Source organism: Aquiflexum lacus (genome assembly GCF_015476655.1).
GTDB classification, from domain to species: domain Bacteria; phylum Bacteroidota; class Bacteroidia; order Cytophagales; family Cyclobacteriaceae; genus Aquiflexum; species Aquiflexum lacus.
On the sequence record NZ_JABFHF010000012.1, the window covers coordinates 112422 to 128599 of the forward strand.

At 37.7% G+C, this 16178-nt stretch carries 16 protein-coding genes; 11 read left to right on the plus strand and 5 right to left on the minus strand.

Annotation, left to right across the window (positions count from 1 at the left end; all coding sequences use genetic code 11):
- The first annotated feature begins 36 nt into the window (after window positions 1–36).
- Window positions 37–255, plus strand: coding sequence for a PspC family transcriptional regulator (locus HMJ38_RS12565; protein ID WP_194974752.1), 219 nt, complete (start codon window positions 37–39; stop codon window positions 253–255).
- Window positions 256–305: 50 nt separating this feature from the next.
- On the opposite strand, the gene HMJ38_RS12570 is transcribed toward HMJ38_RS12565, so the two are convergent.
- Together HMJ38_RS12570 and HMJ38_RS12575 are read right to left on the minus strand one after the other, a co-directional pair.
- Window positions 306–1310, minus strand: coding sequence for a glycosyltransferase family 2 protein (locus HMJ38_RS12570; RefSeq protein WP_194974753.1), 1005 nt, complete (start codon window positions 1308–1310; stop codon window positions 306–308).
- On the minus strand, window positions 1310–1642 hold the full coding sequence (locus HMJ38_RS12575; protein WP_194974754.1) for a YbaB/EbfC family nucleoid-associated protein: 333 nt from the start codon (window positions 1640–1642) through the stop codon (window positions 1310–1312). Before HMJ38_RS12575 ends, HMJ38_RS12570 begins: the two co-directional genes overlap by 1 nt.
- A 343-nt stretch (window positions 1643–1985) precedes the next feature.
- Here HMJ38_RS12575 and HMJ38_RS12580 point away from each other — a divergent pair, with 343 nt between their 5' ends.
- Window positions 1986–2267: a hypothetical protein gene (locus HMJ38_RS12580; RefSeq protein ID WP_194974755.1), complete on the plus strand. Its 282-nt coding sequence runs from the start codon at window positions 1986–1988 to the stop codon at window positions 2265–2267.
- Between the two features lie 54 nt (window positions 2268–2321).
- Here HMJ38_RS12580 and hisS read toward each other — a convergent pair whose 3' ends face one another.
- Entirely contained in the window at window positions 2322–3689 is a 1368-nt protein-coding gene (gene hisS / locus HMJ38_RS12585) for a histidine--tRNA ligase (protein WP_194974756.1), read from the minus strand.
- A 91-nt stretch (window positions 3690–3780) separates the two neighbouring features.
- Here hisS and HMJ38_RS12590 point away from each other — a divergent pair, with 91 nt between their 5' ends.
- Window positions 3781–3924, plus strand: a complete 144-nt coding sequence (locus HMJ38_RS12590) for a hypothetical protein (protein ID WP_194974757.1) — start codon at window positions 3781–3783, stop codon at window positions 3922–3924.
- Between the two features lie 141 nt (window positions 3925–4065).
- Here HMJ38_RS12590 and HMJ38_RS12595 read toward each other — a convergent pair whose 3' ends face one another.
- On the minus strand, window positions 4066–4566 hold the full coding sequence (locus HMJ38_RS12595; RefSeq protein ID WP_194974758.1) for a metallophosphoesterase family protein: 501 nt from the start codon (window positions 4564–4566) through the stop codon (window positions 4066–4068).
- Window positions 4567–4639: 73 nt separating this feature from the next.
- Between HMJ38_RS12595 and HMJ38_RS12600 the strand changes: the two genes are divergently transcribed.
- Window positions 4640–5050 carry a rhodanese-like domain-containing protein gene (locus HMJ38_RS12600; RefSeq protein ID WP_194974759.1) on the plus strand — a complete coding sequence of 137 codons (411 nt, stop codon included), beginning with the start codon at window positions 4640–4642 and terminating at the stop codon, window positions 5048–5050.
- Window positions 5051–5175: 125 nt separating this feature from the next.
- The gene (locus tag HMJ38_RS12605) at window positions 5176–6153 is read left to right on the plus strand and encodes a pyruvate dehydrogenase complex E1 component subunit beta (RefSeq protein ID WP_194974760.1); all 978 of its coding nucleotides are present in this window, start codon (window positions 5176–5178) and stop codon (window positions 6151–6153) included.
- Between the two features lie 128 nt (window positions 6154–6281).
- Here the strand turns inward: HMJ38_RS12605 and HMJ38_RS12610 are convergent, their stop codons facing one another.
- Window positions 6282–8798, minus strand: coding sequence for an outer membrane beta-barrel family protein (locus HMJ38_RS12610; RefSeq protein ID WP_194974761.1), 2517 nt, complete (start codon window positions 8796–8798; stop codon window positions 6282–6284).
- 272 nt (window positions 8799–9070) lie between these two features.
- Between HMJ38_RS12610 and HMJ38_RS12615 the strand changes: the two genes are divergently transcribed.
- The 6 genes from HMJ38_RS12615 to HMJ38_RS12640 all read left to right on the plus strand — a co-directional run bounded on the left by HMJ38_RS12615 (window position 9071) and on the right by HMJ38_RS12640 (window position 16155).
- Window positions 9071–10144 (plus strand): sensor histidine kinase, encoded by a 1074-nt coding sequence (locus HMJ38_RS12615; protein ID WP_194974762.1) that lies wholly within the window; start codon window positions 9071–9073, stop codon window positions 10142–10144.
- Window positions 10141–10881, plus strand: a complete 741-nt coding sequence (locus HMJ38_RS12620) for a LytR/AlgR family response regulator transcription factor (protein WP_194974763.1) — start codon at window positions 10141–10143, stop codon at window positions 10879–10881. Before HMJ38_RS12615 ends, HMJ38_RS12620 begins: the two co-directional genes overlap by 4 nt.
- A 177-nt stretch (window positions 10882–11058) precedes the next feature.
- Window positions 11059–11535, plus strand: a complete 477-nt coding sequence (locus tag HMJ38_RS12625) for a nucleoside deaminase (RefSeq protein WP_194974764.1) — start codon at window positions 11059–11061, stop codon at window positions 11533–11535.
- A 19-nt stretch (window positions 11536–11554) separates the two neighbouring features.
- Complete coding sequence (locus HMJ38_RS12630; RefSeq protein WP_194974765.1) at window positions 11555–12091, plus strand: hypothetical protein; 537 nt, start codon at window positions 11555–11557, stop codon at window positions 12089–12091.
- Between the two features lie 157 nt (window positions 12092–12248).
- Entirely contained in the window at window positions 12249–13511 is a 1263-nt protein-coding gene (locus HMJ38_RS12635) for an NAD(P)/FAD-dependent oxidoreductase (protein WP_194974766.1), read from the plus strand.
- Window positions 13512–13773: 262 nt separating this feature from the next.
- On the plus strand, window positions 13774–16155 hold the full coding sequence (locus HMJ38_RS12640; protein ID WP_228780033.1) for a TonB-dependent receptor: 2382 nt from the start codon (window positions 13774–13776) through the stop codon (window positions 16153–16155).
- Window positions 16156–16178 lie beyond the last annotated feature (23 nt).

A 16178-nucleotide genomic window follows, 5' to 3' on the forward strand; every position in this document is an offset into this window, starting at 1 on the left:
TACTAATTTTAATCGAATTAACAAAACCAGCTTAATATGAATAAAGTAAAATTATTCTTCGAAGAAAGGGCTTTCGGAGTTTGTTCCAAGTTGGGTGAAAAACTCAATTTTCCAATTGATAGTATCCGATTATTTTTCATCTATAGTTCCTTTATCACCCTTGGTTCTCCTGTTATCATTTATACAAGCCTTGCAATGATGATGAAAGTTAGGAAATACTTGAGGAAAATGAACAATCCTGTTCTTTTTGATTAAACTCTTTTACTTTGACGGTAACATAACCTTTTGTGAAAATGGCGGAAGGTCTATAAATCACGATATTTCTTTTTCCCAACTAAATAATAATCCCATAAAATAGACCTTCTAGCGGTTTTTTTATGCACATTCGGCAATATTGGTGCCAATGGATATGAATCTTTTTTGTTTTTGAGTTGGGCAAATGCCAAATGGGCTCTGAAAACTTCTTTGGAGTCGGCAGTTTTTCCATCTAAGAAAAAAGAAATTGCTGCTATAAGATCCAAACCCATCCGCAGGACATAAACTAAAAAAAAACTTTTCCTATCCAGGTTATTATGAAGCATCAATAAATTATTTCTAAAATTAAGGTGGGTTTTAAATGGATTAGTCCTTGAAAGTGTCGCTCCGCCAACGTGCCATATTTTCACACTCCCAAGGTAACCTATCTTGTACCCTTTCCTTTTGAGTCTCCAACAAATATCGATTTCCTCCATATGGGCAAAAAACCTTTCATCAAAGCCTCCTATTTCATGAAAGCAGGATGAACGCAAGACCATACATGCACCTGAGGCCCAGTCCACTTCAATAGGGTCATCGTATTGATTGGTATCTTTTTCAATAGTCGAGAATATTCTCCCCCTACAATAAGGATAGCCCAAACTATCCATGAATCCTCCCCCTGCACCTGCATAATCAAAATATTCAGGATTTTGATAAGAAAGGATTTTTGGCTGTATCGCTGCAAAATTTGAATGCTGCCCCATCCAGGTAATCAAATCCAAATCCCATCCGGCACTCACTTTAATATCCGAATTGAGCAGGATATAAAATTCAAATTCTGCTTTTATTTGATTTAAAGCCTGATTATATCCCCCGACATATCCCAAATTAACATTCAATTTGATCAATCTGATTTGAGGATATTCATTTTGCAAGAATTCAATAGAATCATCCTGACTAGCGTTATCAACGACTATAATTGGATAAATGGAATGTGTTACAACAGAAGGCAAGAATTGGCGAAGCATTTCTTCCCCATTATAATTAAGAATAACAATGGCTGCTTTTTGCATCAAAACATATTACCGAAATCCATCCCCGGAATATTTGGCATCATTCCATCTGTTGCGGATTTTAATTCGTCTTTGATTTTTACTTCAATCTGCTCCATGGCTGTATTGGTTGCAGCCACTATCAGGTCGGTCAGCATTTCTTTATCAGACAAATTGACCAAAGAGTCGTCCATTTCAATTTTCACTACTTTTCTGTTGCCATTGACGGTCACTTTGACTAGACCTGCGCCAGACTCCCCTTCTACTGTAAGATAAACAAGTTTAGCTTGGGCATCTTTGATTTTAGCCTGTGCTTCCTTTACCTTGTTCATGATACTCATTATATCTAACATATCATCAAATTTAGTTTGCCACAAATATACAGTATTTCATTTCAGTTGATAAAAGAAACTCGGCTTGTCATTTTAATTCCTTAAAATACCGGTAGACTTAAAATCCACCAAACCCCAAAAGCTTCAAATAAATCACTAAAAAGGCTAACAGATTTTTCCGTATGCCTTAAATAGAAAATAAATGGGATTCAATCGTTCCAATGATTTTCTTTTAAAAGAACAAAGGTCAAAATAATATTTTTTATATATAAATCATTATAAAATTTTATGTATATTATGAAACATTTTTCAATGAATTTCGAATTCTTTAATTAAACAACAACATCCTAAACTTAAGGTATTTATGAAACTCGTAGAAAAAATCAGCAAGGAACAAATCATAGATTTGAAATTCTGCAAAAAAGAAGTTTTAGAGGACGAAATGGCGCGCAGAAAACGAAATTTTGATTTGATGAGAGCGCAGGCATTGGGTAACCTTTTAAGGAGTAAAGTAAATATCACTTTTGAAACCGCAGATGAAAAAATATACCAAGTAAATACCACAGTATGGGCGGTGGGCAACCAATTTGTTTCACTCAAGTGCAATACCTATATACCCATCAATTCCATTCTGGAAATTGACTAAAATTATGAGGACTGTCAAAAAAAGACTATCCTTCTAATTCAATATATAAGCGCTTTATACAATTTTATCAATAGCTTCTTCAAGATGCATTGAATCCTGCTGACCGGTAGCAAGGTTTTTTAAGCTGATCATACCTTTATTGATTTCATCATCTCCAAGCACTATCACATAAGGAATCCCTTTTTTATCCGCATAAGAAAACTGTTTTTTGATTTTGGTGATTTCAGGAAAAAGTTCTGAAATTACCCCATTGGTTCTCAATTTATTCAAGACTTTTAGACCATAATCAAAACCTTTCTCATCGAAATGGGTGATTAAAACCTTGGTTCTATCGAAGTTTTCTTCCGGAAAAATACCTAATTCATCCATGACATCGTAAAGCCTGTCCACACCAAAGGAAAAACCAACCCCGGAAACACCATCAAGGCCAAATACTCCAGTAAGATCATCATACCTGCCGCCACCACTGACCGAACCAATAGATACATTGTTGACCTTCACTTCAAAAATCGCTCCTGTATAATAGCTCAATCCTCTTGCCAATACCACATCGAAATCAACATGTTCTTCATTTTCTCCATAAGTCTGCAACAGATCAAATACTTCCTCTAATTCTTGTAAGCCTTTTAGGCCGATATCTGAGGCAGATAAAAAATCCTTCAAAAATTCAAGTTTTTCTTGATTGGATTGCTTCAGGTGGATGACAGGCTCCAATTTCTCAATGGCGGTTTGTTCAAAATTCCTCTGCAACAATTCCTCCTGCACTTTTTCCCAACCTATTTTGTCCAATTTATCAATCGCCACGCACAATTCACCCTCTCTGCCCTTTTCGCCAATTACTTCAGACAACCCAGTAAGTATTTTCCGGTTATTTATTTTAATACTGTAATCTGTAATGCCCAGATTCGCAAATACCCTTTTGATCATGAGCAGGATTTCGAGTTCACAGACCAAGCTGTCAGTACCCACTACATCCGCATCACATTGATAAAACTCCCTGTACCTTCCTCTCTGAGGTCTATCAGCCCTCCAAACAGGTTGGATCTGAAATCTTTTGAATGGAAAAGTAATGTCATTTCGATTCATTACGACATATCTTGCAAAAGGAACGGTCAGGTCATATCGTAGGCCTTTTTCGGACAGCTTTGGAAGAACCATAGAAGTACCTGATTCAACATCTCCCCCCTCCAAATTCTTTAGAAAATTTCCACTGTTTAAAATCTTAAACAGCAACTGATCTCCCTCATCACCATATTTTCCTGTTAAGGTACTTAGGTTTTCCATGGCCGGTGTTTCTAATTGCTGAAACCCAAAAAGCTTAAAAGTATCCTTGATAGTTTCCAAAATAAAATTTCTTCTAGCCATCTGTAATGGCCCAAAATCTCTCGTTCCTTTTGGCAGGCTTGGTTTCTGAACAGACATGTTTTATTTTTAATTTTGGCCAAAGTTAAGTAAAATCAAAATTTTATTTTAATTTTGCACCTCATTTGAGACAATATAAACAGATAAGACGATGGCTGTTACTACTTTAAAAAGAAAATTGAGAAGAAAGAGACAAGGTCAGAAGACAAGAGTTATAAAAATCAAACAATTGAGTGCCAAGCCGGTAATCAAAAATGTAGATATCGAAGAACTGAAAAAATCCTTTGAAAAATAATTCAAGACCACTCTTTGGCAAGAAATAGAAAAGGCAACGTAATGACGTTGTCTTTTTTATTTTGAGTTTATTCAACCCACCTGTTCTTTAGCCTAGTTTGTATTGAAGGTTCGCTATTCTTTAAATAGATGTCAATTCGAATCAAACCCCTCTTTTTCCCAATTCGACAACTCTTAAATTTTGGACTTTTGCATTGTGGATTTCAAACAACAGCATGGTTCTCATCGCATGAAACCCATGTTGCCCGATAGCACCGGGATTCATATAAAGACAGTTTATTGACTTATCATATTCCACTTTGCAAATATGGGAATGACCACAGACCAGTAACTGTAGGTTATTTTCCCTGATCTTTTCCTTGATTCCTTTGGCATAACGCGGGGGTTTTCCGGCTATATGGATAATTCCAACCTTTAGCCCTTCAATTTCTACCCAAATTTCTTCCGGAAAAGATTGCCTTGCCATTTGGTCATCAATATTCCCCGTCACAATTCTTCTTGCTTTATCTCTGGGAAGATTTTCCACAACTCTTAAATCTCCAATATCACCCGCATGCCAAACCTCATCCACATCTTGCAAATAATCAATGACTTTTTGATCGATATAGCCATGAGAATCAGAGATCAATCCTATTTTTATCATTTCAGATAGTTTTATTGATTAGTTTTGTGGTAAAGAAATATATAATTTATTATAAAAATAAACTGTCTAGATAATGAATCCTGTAACTAAAATTTTGACTTTACTGTTTTTCCTTAGCTTGGTAAGCCCCACGCAACAGCTGTTTGCACAGGATGGTGCCCCAAAATTGACTCCCTCAGAATTTGAGGTGCAGTCTAAAAAGAAAAAAAAGAATGTAATCCTTGATATCAGAACACCTGACGAAACAGCAGAAGGTCACATTGATGGTGCTACATTTATTGATTTTCTGGGAGGAGATTTTGAACAGGAAATCAGCAAATTAAATAAAAGAAGGACCTATTATGTATACTGCCGTTCGGCCAAAAGGACAATACCTGCCACTGAAAAAATGATGGAAATGGGATTTAAAAATGTTTACATGCTGGAAGGTGGACTTAATAATTGGATGGAAAAGGGTAAGCCTATTAAAGTCCCTGAAAAGTAAAAACTCAAGAAAAACCAATTCTACTTTTATAAAACCAAAATAAAAATAACAGGCCATTCACCAAAGGTAGTTTTGGAATTGAGGGATTCCTTCCTATTTTTACCATCGAAAATATTGTTCAAACAATGAGAGTAATTCAGTATAGAGAAGCTTTAAGAGAAGCCATGTCAGAGGAAATGAGACGCGATAAAAACGTGTTTCTCATGGGTGAAGAGGTGGCAGAATATAACGGTGCCTACAAGGTATCCCAAGGTATGTTGGATGAGTTTGGCCCCGATCGTGTCATTGATACACCAATAGCAGAGCTTGGATTTGCCGGTTTAGGTGTAGGGGCTGCGATGAACGGATTGAGACCCATCATCGAGTTCATGACCTTCAACTTTTCGCTGGTAGCTATTGATCAGATAGTGAATTCTGCAGCAAAAATGCTCGCAATGTCAGGAGGTGCCTATAATGTCCCAATTGTATTCAGAGGTGCTACCGGAAATGCAGGACAACTTGGTGCAACCCACTCTTCAAACTTTGAAAATTGGTTTGCCAATACCCCTGGTCTAAAAGTAGTAGTCCCATCCAATCCATATGATGCCAAGGGCCTTTTAAAAGCTTCTATCAGAGATAATGACCCTGTCATATATATGGAATCAGAATTGATGTACGGCGATAAGGGTGAAGTTCCCGAAGCGGAATATCTTTTACCAATCGGAGTAGCTGATATTAAAAGAAAAGGTAAAGATGTTACCATTGTGTCTTTTGGTAAAATGATGAAAGTAGCATTGGAAGCTGCTGAAGAATTGGCAAAAGATGGGATTGAAGCAGAGGTGATAGATTTAAGAACTGTCAGACCAATTGATTATGCGGCTGTAGTTGAATCCGTTAAAAAAACCAATAGATGTGTGGTCGTAGAGGAAGCTAATCCTTTAGCAGCAATTTCATCCGAAATCACCTATCATCTCCAAAGAAATGCTTTTGATTATTTGGACGCTCCTGTTATAAGGGTAAACTCGATGGATATTCCTTTGAGTTATGCTCCTACCTATATAGATGCAACTTTACCAAATGTGAAAAGAACACTGGATGCTGTAAAGCAGGTAATGTATAAATAAAATAAATGAATTTAATTGACTGAGGGACTAAGCCCTGAAAGCTAGTTGGTCAAAAAAGTATATCAGAAAAAACCACGTGGTAATCCATGTGGTTTTTTTATAACTATTACCCAATCAACTAAACCGTCTTAGTTGTTATTCATGACGGCACCGGCGCCGCTTTCAGATCCTTCTTTCAAATCGTCATTGGAAACTCCTCTTTTTTTCCTTCTGGAAGGTTCCATGGTCAACTTTCCAATTCTATAGGAGAAATTGACTTTGAAATTCATATTTCTTAAACCAATAGTACTTTGCTGCATAATGGTTGGTGTGTACAACTCATTCCTGATGGTAAATTCTTTAGTAAAAAAGTTCTCCGCACCAAATCCTATACTCCCTCTTTTTTCATTGAATTGCTTGTTCAGGTTAAGTCCATAGACACCAAAGCCACCTGCTGTACCCTGTAACTGAACCTGTCTGCCCCTTGCAAAAGTAAAACTCTGAATTTGCCAGTTATTAGGAAGGGAGTAGTTGGCAAAAAGCCTTCCGCTCAAAACAAAGCCTTCGTTAGAGGCTGCATATAATGGATCATCAAGTCCATTATCCAATCTCGCATAATAACCATCAACACTTCCATTTAAGGAGAATTTACCTGATAAGTTCACATTTGAGAAGATAGAGAACCCGTAGGCTTTTTCTTGTCCGATGTTTTCAAAAGTTGTAAAGATGATATCGTCATCCAGTACGGTTCTTACAGGCTGAATAGACCCTGATGTATTTCTGAAATAAGAGGTGAAGTTCAAAGATGAGCCTTTAAAGAAGGTGCTATACGACATTTCATAGTTATCTGTCAATTCAGGATCCAACAAAGGATTCCCTTGGCTTATCTGCTGCGGGTTAGCAGCATTGATATTTGGATTCAAGAAGTTTAAAGATGGTCTTTGCACCCTTCTGTTGTAGGCAGCTTTGATCATATTTCCTTTGGCCAATTTACGGCTCAGGTTTACACTTGGAACCCAAAGGCCAAAAGATGGGATATCTGCGGCCATTTCAGAGTTCCTGAAATCTGCGGAGATATTGGTATATTCGTACCTCATACCTGCCTTCAATGAATATTTTTCAAGGATACTTGTAGTAAGCGAGGCGTATGCTGCGGTTACATTTTGATCATAACTGAATTCATTTGAAAATCTGACATCAGGATTTTCTACGAATTCACCGTCAGCACCCTCCGCCTCGAAGTATGCAAAATCAGAGACTGCTTTTCTTAGGATGTTTTTTGCACCATATTCCAAAATCTGATTTTTACCTGTTCCTATTGGAGTCACATAATCCAACTGAATGGTAAATTCTTGGTTGATGCCCGCATTATTGTTTTTAACCCTGCTTACTATATCATCAAAAGTTCCGTTATAAAGACTATTGATGAAATCATTGGTCAGATTATTTTGACTGTATAATGCCGAAACACTGAATTCTTTCATCGGCTTCTCATAAGTCCTGGTATAATTGAAATTGAAATCCACATTATTGGAAAGATTTGCCACATTGACATCCCTTAACAAGGAATTGATCAAAACATCTTCAAAGAAAGTCTCTGTCAACAATCCGTCCTGATTGTTTCTCATATTCCGGACTCCAAAACTTAACGAAGAGGTAAGAAAATTGAACTTGTCTATTTCAAAATCCCATCCAAGGTTATATCTACCAAACATCATTCTATTCCTGGTATCAGCTGTTTGCCTGATATTTAATATAGCTCCATCCGCATTGGTGATATATTGTTGATTTTCAAAAGAACCCAGGATGTTGTAACCGGCCCTTCCAAAGCCACCAAGAGTCCAAGCCATTTTACCCTTTTTCAAACTGGCATTTAATCCTAAATTAGAACCTCTGAATCCTGCACTGCTATTGATGTTCAAAGATGCTCCTTGAAGATTATTCTTTTTCGTAACGATATTGATGACACCACCCGTACCTTCTGCATCATATTTGGCAGATGGGGAAGTGATCACTTCAATGGCTTTGATTTCTTCAGCAGGTATTTGCTTTAAAGCATCAGCTACATTGGATGCTACGATAGCAGACTGCTTTCCGTTGATCAACACCAGGATATTTGAACTACCCCTCATTGAAACATTACCATCCAAATCCACAGAAAGCATCGGTACCCTTCTCATCACATCGGCAGCATCTCCTCCGATAAGGGTTTTATCATTTTCAGCATTATAAATAGTCCTATCTACTTTTTCCTCAATCAGGTCTCTTTGACCAATCACTGTTACCTCTTGCAAGGCCACTGCTTCTGTTTCAAGAGAAATAATGTCAAGGTTGATATTGCTGTTCTGTTCAGTTACCTGAATAATTGGAGAATCGAAGGTCTGAAAACCCATAAAAGTTACCTGTACCTGATATGTTCCGGTACCAAAACCTGTTATAATAAATACACCATCAAAGTCAGCAATTGAGCCTACAATGCTCTTTTGAGATTCCACATCTATTAGAGCGACTGCGGCATAAGCCACCGGAGTATCATTTCCTTTCTCGATGATTTTACCTGTGATTTTGTATACCGGTTTATCATCTTCGGTATTTTGAGCATTCACAGTCTGAATCCCAGTGAGGAGAATCAAACTTGCAAATAAAAATTGGATAAGCGTTTTCATAATTTCTTTTGTGATAATGTGGTAATGTTGGACAGTTTACAGCAACAAAGGAATAGCAAGAATAAAACATAAAAAAATCAAATAGACCAGTGATACACATCCCTCGACCAATATGGTAAAACACCTGACGAATAGGTTTGTTTATAACAAAGACAATATTTTATCTATAAAATTCGCCATTTCGCCGATGATATCGTGTTATTGGTAGATTCTAGTGGCTTGCAAGCAAAACTTTATTTTAGTTTACATAAAAATTGCCTAATTTAAATGCTATGCGAGAGAATGCAATCAAGAAAAATATCCCTCTGCTTATCCATGTTTTGGGATGGGCTTTGTTTGGATGCGTCATCTTTGTCCTCTCCCCATTGTCGGCAGGTGTTGAAAGGCCAAATGTCTTTTGGCTCAAACAAGGCATCAACTTTTCATTATTAATAGGTATATTTTATTTTAATTTTCTTTACTTAATCCCAAGGATTCTTTTCAATAACAAAATCTCACTTTTCCTTATCATCAATTTCGTTGCAGGTCTCGCATATGTGGGGTTATTGATTATGTATGACGACTGGACAAATATGCAGGAGCTCATGCATAAAGCCTTCAGACCTAATGTGCCTTATTCCCCAAGACCACGTAATTTCTATTGGGACATTTCACAGCTGTTAATATTTTTTATGGCAGTAGGTATTAGTACCAGCATTGCAGCTGTACAAAAATGGCAGGCTGATGAACAACTCAGGCTCAAGCTTATGGAAGAGCAGGTCAATTCAGAATTGACTTACCTCAAAGCTCAGATTAACCCTCATTTCTTTTTTAATACCTTAAATAATATCTATGCGCTGACCAATATCGATGTGGAGAAGGCCAAGAGAGCCCTTCTCAAGTTGAGCCGAATGATGCGCTATGTGCTTTATGAAACAGAAAAAAACCACACCCTGCTTTCTAAGGAATTGGACTTCCTCAAGGATTTCATCGAATTGATGGAAATGAGACTTTCTTCACGGGTCAAACTAAATATTGAAATTCCTGATAAAATTGAAGAAGCGGAAATAGCCCCGATGTTGTTGCTTCCATTTATTGAAAATTGCTTCAAGCATGGCATCAGTTCCCAAAAAGAAAGCGAAATTGTTATCTCTCTGAAAAAACAAAACAATAAATTGACTTTAGAAACTCAAAACACAATTTTCAACTCTTCCGAGAATACACCAGAAGGAAAATCCAGTGGAATTGGTTTAGTCAATACCATGAGAAGGCTTGAGCTCCTTTATCCCAATAAATTTCAATTGACTTTTGACAAAGACAATCCAGAAAACCAATATAAAGTATACCTGAATATTGATCTCAAATGAAACTCAAATGCATTGCTGTTGATGATGAACCCTTGGCCTTGGAACTTGTCTCCAAGTTTATAGAACAGACATCTTTTCTGACATTGGAAGCCAAGTTTGATAACGCCATTCAGGCATTAGGGCACCTCAATCAGCATGACGTTGACCTCATTTTTTTAGACATTCAGATGCCCGACCTATCGGGCATGGAGCTTGCAAGGATCATTGATGGCAAAAACAGTATGAAAAAGCCAAAGATAATTTTTTCAACAGCTTACAATCAGTTTGCCATTGAGGGATATAAAGTTGATGCGCTTGATTATTTGTTGAAGCCTTTTAGCTACGAGGAATTTCTAAAAGCTTCTACCAAAGCATACCAGTTTTACGAAAACCAATCAAAGCAACAAGCGGATAAAAAAGAAAATGAAAAGCCCTCAGAATATATTTTTCTGAAGGTGGAGTATTCTTTGGTCAAAGTGATACTCAAAGATATTGCCTATATAGAAGCATATAAAGATTATGTAAAAGTACATTTGGCTGACAAACCAAATCCCTTACTTTCTCTGACCAGTATGAAAAGTATGGAAGAAATGCTTCCAACTGACAAGTTCATGCGTGTCCACAGGTCTTTCATTATCAATCTTGATCATATTAACTCCATATCAAGAAATACTGTGAATATTGGGGATGCAAATATCTCAGTGAGTGAAAATTACAAAGACAATTTCTTGGAATTCCTGAACAGATGGGTGGGATAAACTCAACCTATTTCCATTTAAAGAATAATTTCAATATTATTTCCAATTTTTTAAAATTAAATATCAAAATCAACATTTTTTTGAATCAATTCCGATGTTTGTGCCGTAATAATCTACCAGAATAGTTGTAAATTTGACGAATTATTGTGAAGTCATTTTTGTTGACAAATTAGATGAATGGAACAAAACCGTGAATTCTTTATGAAAATGGCCATTGAACTTTCCCGCGATGGAATGGATCAGGGTAAAGGTGGGCCATTCGGATGCGTGATTGTTAAAAATGGAAAAGTGATTGGAAAAGGATCCAATTCTGTATCCTTGACCAATGATCCTACTGCCCATGCAGAAATGGTAGCCATCCGAGATGCATGTAAAAACCTTGGGCATTTCCAACTTGAGGATTGTGAGCTTTACACCTCTTGCGAGCCCTGCCCGATGTGTCTTGGAGCCATTTATTGGGCTAGACCCTCCAAGGTTTTCTATGCCAATTCCAAAAAAGATGCAGCTGAAATAGGCTTTGATGATGATTTCATTTATCAGGAAATTGAACTTCCTTTAGAAAAGAGAAAAATTCCCTTCGAGCAAATTTCACAAAATGAAGCAAAAAAGGTATTTAAAGATTGGCTCAAAAAAGAAAATAAAAATTTATATTGAAAATAAACCAAATAAAATTATGAAAAAGTTAATGATAATCACATTGAGCATTGTCTTGATGAGTGCATGTTCGAGTGAAAAATCAGTAGAAGAAAGATATATCTACGAAGGTGAAAAAATAGTGGATGTCGAAACAGGTGATGAATATATGATGGAAGAGGAAGGGAAAATCACCGTAGTACATACTGATGGCAGCATGGAAAAGTTAGCCATTGATGAAACTCCCTTTTATGAAACTGCACTTTCAGAAGAATTCATAGAGTCCTTGGAAGCAAATTATGCTGAGAGAAAGCAAGCACTCCTAGAAGAAAAGAAAAAACTTTTGAAGGAAAACAGGAGATCTAGATATGCTGAAATCTCGGATGAAGAATTGTTGAGTCAATTCCAACAGGCGCATAAGGACGGCTTGGATATGGGAAGGCAAATGGATATGATCGCCGAGTTGATCGAAAGAGGAACAGTAACAGAGGATCAAGCTCCCGAATTATTGGAAATTGAACCTGAATTGATCAATTTTGATATCGATATAGATAAGCCCGGAGAGGTGAATAATTAATTATTGTTGAGGCATTGAATCAGAAAAGGTCTTTTGACAAAAAAACATCCCCTAGTCTGTAAAGGTTAGGGGATTTTTTATGGAATGTGATGAATATCACCTTATGTTAGTTACAATCCAATTAAATTTATCATCAATAAAAATAAACCAAAAGACCATGAGCCACTATCAAATATTGATCATCGGAGGCGGTACAGCCGGCATTACCGTAGCCGCCCAGCTTCGACGCAAAGACAAAAATCTTCAGATTGCTATACTCGAGCCTTCCGAAAAGCATTACTATCAACCTGCTTGGACGTTAGTTGGTGCAGGGACTTATAAGTTTTCAGATACAGAAAGATCTGAAGAGAAGTATATTCCTAAAGGGGTAAATTGGATTAAGGATAAGGCCACTGAATTAATCCCTGAATCAAATACAGTCAAAACCAAAAACTCAGGCTCAATAACCTATGACCACTTGGTACTGGCGCCCGGGTTGATTATGGCCCCAGAATTACTGCCAGGCCTTACTGAAGCCCTTAAGACTGACACCGTATGCAGCAATTATATTGATCCCGAAAAGACATGGAAGATCTTACAGAACTTTAAGGGTGGAAACGCTGTCTTCACTCAACCTACCACCCCGATCAAATGCGGAGGAGCCCCACAAAAAATCATGTACATGTCTGAGGAATATTTCAGAAAATCCGGGGTTAGGGACAAGACCAATGTAGTCTTTGCGACACCGGGAACTGTTATCTTCGGAGTTCCGGAATTTGCCAAGACGCTGAATAAAATTATAATAGATAGGGATATTGTTCTTAAAACATTTTATGCACCTGTAAAAATTGATTCAAAAAAGCAGGAAATCACCTTTAAATACACCCATGAAAACTTCGCGCAATGTGCAGAGACATTGGTTGATAAGGTAGGAGAGCAGCTTACCGGTGATTCTGAAATTGTCATCAAATATGACATGTTGCATTTAGCCCCACCTCAGCAAGCTCCTGATTTTGTTAGAAATTCAACAGTTTCTCTCAAAGAAGGTCCAAACAAGGGATGGGTTGATGTAGACATCAATACTTTGCAACATCTCCGTTTTCCGAATATTTTCTCTTTGGGAGATGTTGCAGCACTTCCTACTGCCAAGACCGGTGCTGCCATCAGAAAACAAGCTCCTGTCTTAGTTGGAAACCTACTACACTTTATCAAAAACCAAAAATCAGGAGATCTTAAGTACGAAGGATATTCTTCTTGTCCATTGGTTACAGGATACAGCAAGATGGTGTTGGCGGAGTTTAAATATAACAATGTCCGGGACAGTGATCCTTTGATTTCTACCTTTGTGGATACCTCCAAAGAACAATACAGCATGTGGCTGTTGAAAAAATATGTTTTGCCCAAAATGTATTGGGATATGATGCTGAGAGGTCGGGCTTAATTGAAAAAATAAATGTGTTTATCCATTTTCTACCGATAAACAAATATCCTATTGAAAAAAAGTTACCATCCTTTCTCAGATTTCACATCAAAAAAACAAACTAGTACCTCTATGAATTCATAGGGGTATTTTTTCGTTTGAGCGATTAAAAATCACCTTACATAAAACCCTTCCTAAAATTGAATAAAAGTTGACTAAATTTCCAACGAATTATTGCATTCACTGAATCTGGGAAATGAGAAGATGTTTTTTAATGGTCATCATGTTCAATTTAGTCACGATTTCTTTTGGGCAAGTCTTGACGGTACTTGATGTTGAAACCAATAAACCACTGGAACTGGTAACTATCATAGACCAAAAATCAAAAAAATTCAGCTATACGGATACAGCAGGTAAAGTGGATATCAAGGACTTCATTGGTTCGGAGCAAATTGACATCCGACTTTTTGGCTATAGAAGCGTTAGTAAAAGCTTTAACGAACTCTTGGATTTGGGGTATTCCATCGCCTTGGCTCCCAATACCATTAATCTGCAACAAGCAGTTGTTTCAGCCACACGCTGGAGCCAATCCAGGCAGGAAATACCAGCTCGGATCACAACCATTTCAACCGAAGAAAGAGAACTTCTTAACCCACAGACTGCAGCTGATTTATTGGGAATTTCAGGTGAAGTATTCATTCAAAAAAGCCAACAGGGAGGTGGTAGTCCAATGATTCGAGGGTTTTCTAGCAACAGGCTGTTATATACCGTAGATGGCGTGAGAATGAATACTGCTATTTTCCGAAGCGGTAACTTACACAATGTCATCTCTCTTGATCCTTTTGCCACAGAAAGTACAGAGGTTTTCTTTGGCCCTGGATCTATCATTTACGGCAGCGATGCTATAGGGGCAGTTATGAGTTTTCAAACCCTTCAACCCATTCTAGAGGGTAGTCCTACTGCAACTGGTTCTGCCATAATCCGCGCCAATACAGCAAATGAAGAAAAAACCGGACATGTTCATGTGAAATACGGTGGTAATAAATGGGCAGGAGTTACAAGTGTAAGCAGAAATAGATTTGGGGAATTGAAAATGGGAAGTCGGGGACCTGATGAATTCCTCAGGCCTGTATACGTGGAAGTTCAAGAGGGTCAGGATATCGTGGTGGAAAACAGCAACCCAAGAATTCAAAATCCTACTGGATATGAGCAATTTAACATTTTGCAAAAGGTCCGGTTTTCACCAGATAAAAAATGGGATTTTATCTATGCATTTCATTACTCCGAAACCTCCACTTTCTCAAGATATGACAGGTTGATCAGATTTCGTCCCGATGGACTGCCAAGAAGTGCCGAATGGAAATATGGTCCCCAAATCTGGATGATGAACCACTTGAAAGTTTCCCATTCTTCAAATAGTAACTTATTCGATGAAATGTCGATAAATCTTGCCCACCAAAAATTTGAAGAAAGCCGCATAGACAGGAATTTCAACGACATAACCAAGAGGACAAGGGTTGAAGAAGTCAACGCTTATTCTATGAATCTTGATTTTCGAAAAAAATTCAGCCATCAAACTACCTTATTGTATGGATTGGAATGGATCTTCAATGATGTCACTTCTATCGGGTTAGATGAAAACATCCAAACAGGTGAATCAAAGCAAGGTCCTGCACGATACCCTAATTCTAAATGGAATTCCTATGCCATTTACAGTACCTATCAGCAGAAAGTATCACCAAAATCAATGCTTCAGGTTGGCATGCGGTACAATCGGTTCGGACTAGATGCTGATTTTAGAAACAATACGGAATTCTACCCTTTTCCATTTGATCAAAGCAGCAATGAGGAAGGAGCCTTCACGGCAAGTACAGGATGGGTTTACCATCCTACAGATTCCTGGACCATGCATATAAGTGCATCCACAGGTTTCAGAGCCCCAAATGTAGATGATATCGGTAAAGTATTCGATACAGAACCAGGTACAGTCATGGTCCCAAACCCCGAACTTCAGGCAGAATATGCTTACAACTTGGAGCTTAATGTTGGTAAGGTCTTCAACGACAAAATCATGGTTGACCTTACTTCCTATTATACACTCTTGGACAATGCCTTAGTCAGGAGAGAATTTACCCTCAACGGTCAGGACAGCATCCTGTATGATGGAGAGTTGAGCCGGGTGCTATCTTTGGTAAATGCTTCATTTGTAAGGATAATCGGTCTTCAGGCGGCATTGGAAATCAAGCTCCCTTTTCAACTTACATTTTCTTCGAGATTGAATATTCAAAAAGGAATAGAGGAAGTGGAAGATGGTTCTCAAAGCCCCTCTCGACATGCCCCACCAACATTTGGGGTAAGCAGATTGGAGTACAAACAGAATAAGTATAAAATACAGCTCTTTGCGGAGTATTCAGGAAGATTTACATTCGATCAATTGCCATTGGAAGAAAGAGGAAAACCGGAACTTTATGCCATCGATGAAAACGGAAATCCTTACAGCCCTTCATGGGCCACACTGAATTTGAAAGGCATCTTCAATATGCATGAAAACATATCGCTTAGCTTGGGTTTTGAGAATATTACAGATGTCAGGTATCGTTCATACAGCTCGGGAGTAGCTGCACCAGGCAGGAATTTCATTCTTTCTTTAATCGGGAATTTTTGAAGAAATTCGATGAGATGACTCAA

Coding starts and splice junctions, on each gene's coding strand:
- HMJ38_RS12565 (WP_194974752.1), top strand. CDS start 37: ATGAATAAAGTAAAATTATTCTTCGAAGAAAGGGCTTTCGGAGTTTGT.
- HMJ38_RS12570 (WP_194974753.1), bottom strand. CDS start 1,310: ATGCAAAAAGCAGCCATTGTTATTCTTAATTATAATGGGGAAGAAATG.
- HMJ38_RS12575 (WP_194974754.1), bottom strand. CDS start 1,642: ATGTTAGATATAATGAGTATCATGAACAAGGTAAAGGAAGCACAGGCT.
- HMJ38_RS12580 (WP_194974755.1), top strand. CDS start 1,986: ATGAAACTCGTAGAAAAAATCAGCAAGGAACAAATCATAGATTTGAAA.
- hisS (WP_194974756.1), bottom strand. CDS start 3,689: ATGTCTGTTCAGAAACCAAGCCTGCCAAAAGGAACGAGAGATTTTGGG.
- HMJ38_RS12590 (WP_194974757.1), top strand. CDS start 3,781: ATGGCTGTTACTACTTTAAAAAGAAAATTGAGAAGAAAGAGACAAGGT.
- HMJ38_RS12595 (WP_194974758.1), bottom strand. CDS start 4,566: ATGATAAAAATAGGATTGATCTCTGATTCTCATGGCTATATCGATCAA.
- HMJ38_RS12600 (WP_194974759.1), top strand. CDS start 4,640: ATGAATCCTGTAACTAAAATTTTGACTTTACTGTTTTTCCTTAGCTTG.
- HMJ38_RS12605 (WP_194974760.1), top strand. CDS start 5,176: ATGAGAGTAATTCAGTATAGAGAAGCTTTAAGAGAAGCCATGTCAGAG.
- HMJ38_RS12610 (WP_194974761.1), bottom strand. CDS start 8,798: ATGAAAACGCTTATCCAATTTTTATTTGCAAGTTTGATTCTCCTCACT.
- HMJ38_RS12615 (WP_194974762.1), top strand. CDS start 9,071: ATGCGAGAGAATGCAATCAAGAAAAATATCCCTCTGCTTATCCATGTT.
- HMJ38_RS12620 (WP_194974763.1), top strand. CDS start 10,141: ATGAAACTCAAATGCATTGCTGTTGATGATGAACCCTTGGCCTTGGAA.
- HMJ38_RS12625 (WP_194974764.1), top strand. CDS start 11,059: ATGGAACAAAACCGTGAATTCTTTATGAAAATGGCCATTGAACTTTCC.
- HMJ38_RS12630 (WP_194974765.1), top strand. CDS start 11,555: ATGAAAAAGTTAATGATAATCACATTGAGCATTGTCTTGATGAGTGCA.
- HMJ38_RS12635 (WP_194974766.1), top strand. CDS start 12,249: ATGAGCCACTATCAAATATTGATCATCGGAGGCGGTACAGCCGGCATT.
- HMJ38_RS12640 (WP_228780033.1), top strand. CDS start 13,774: ATGTTCAATTTAGTCACGATTTCTTTTGGGCAAGTCTTGACGGTACTT.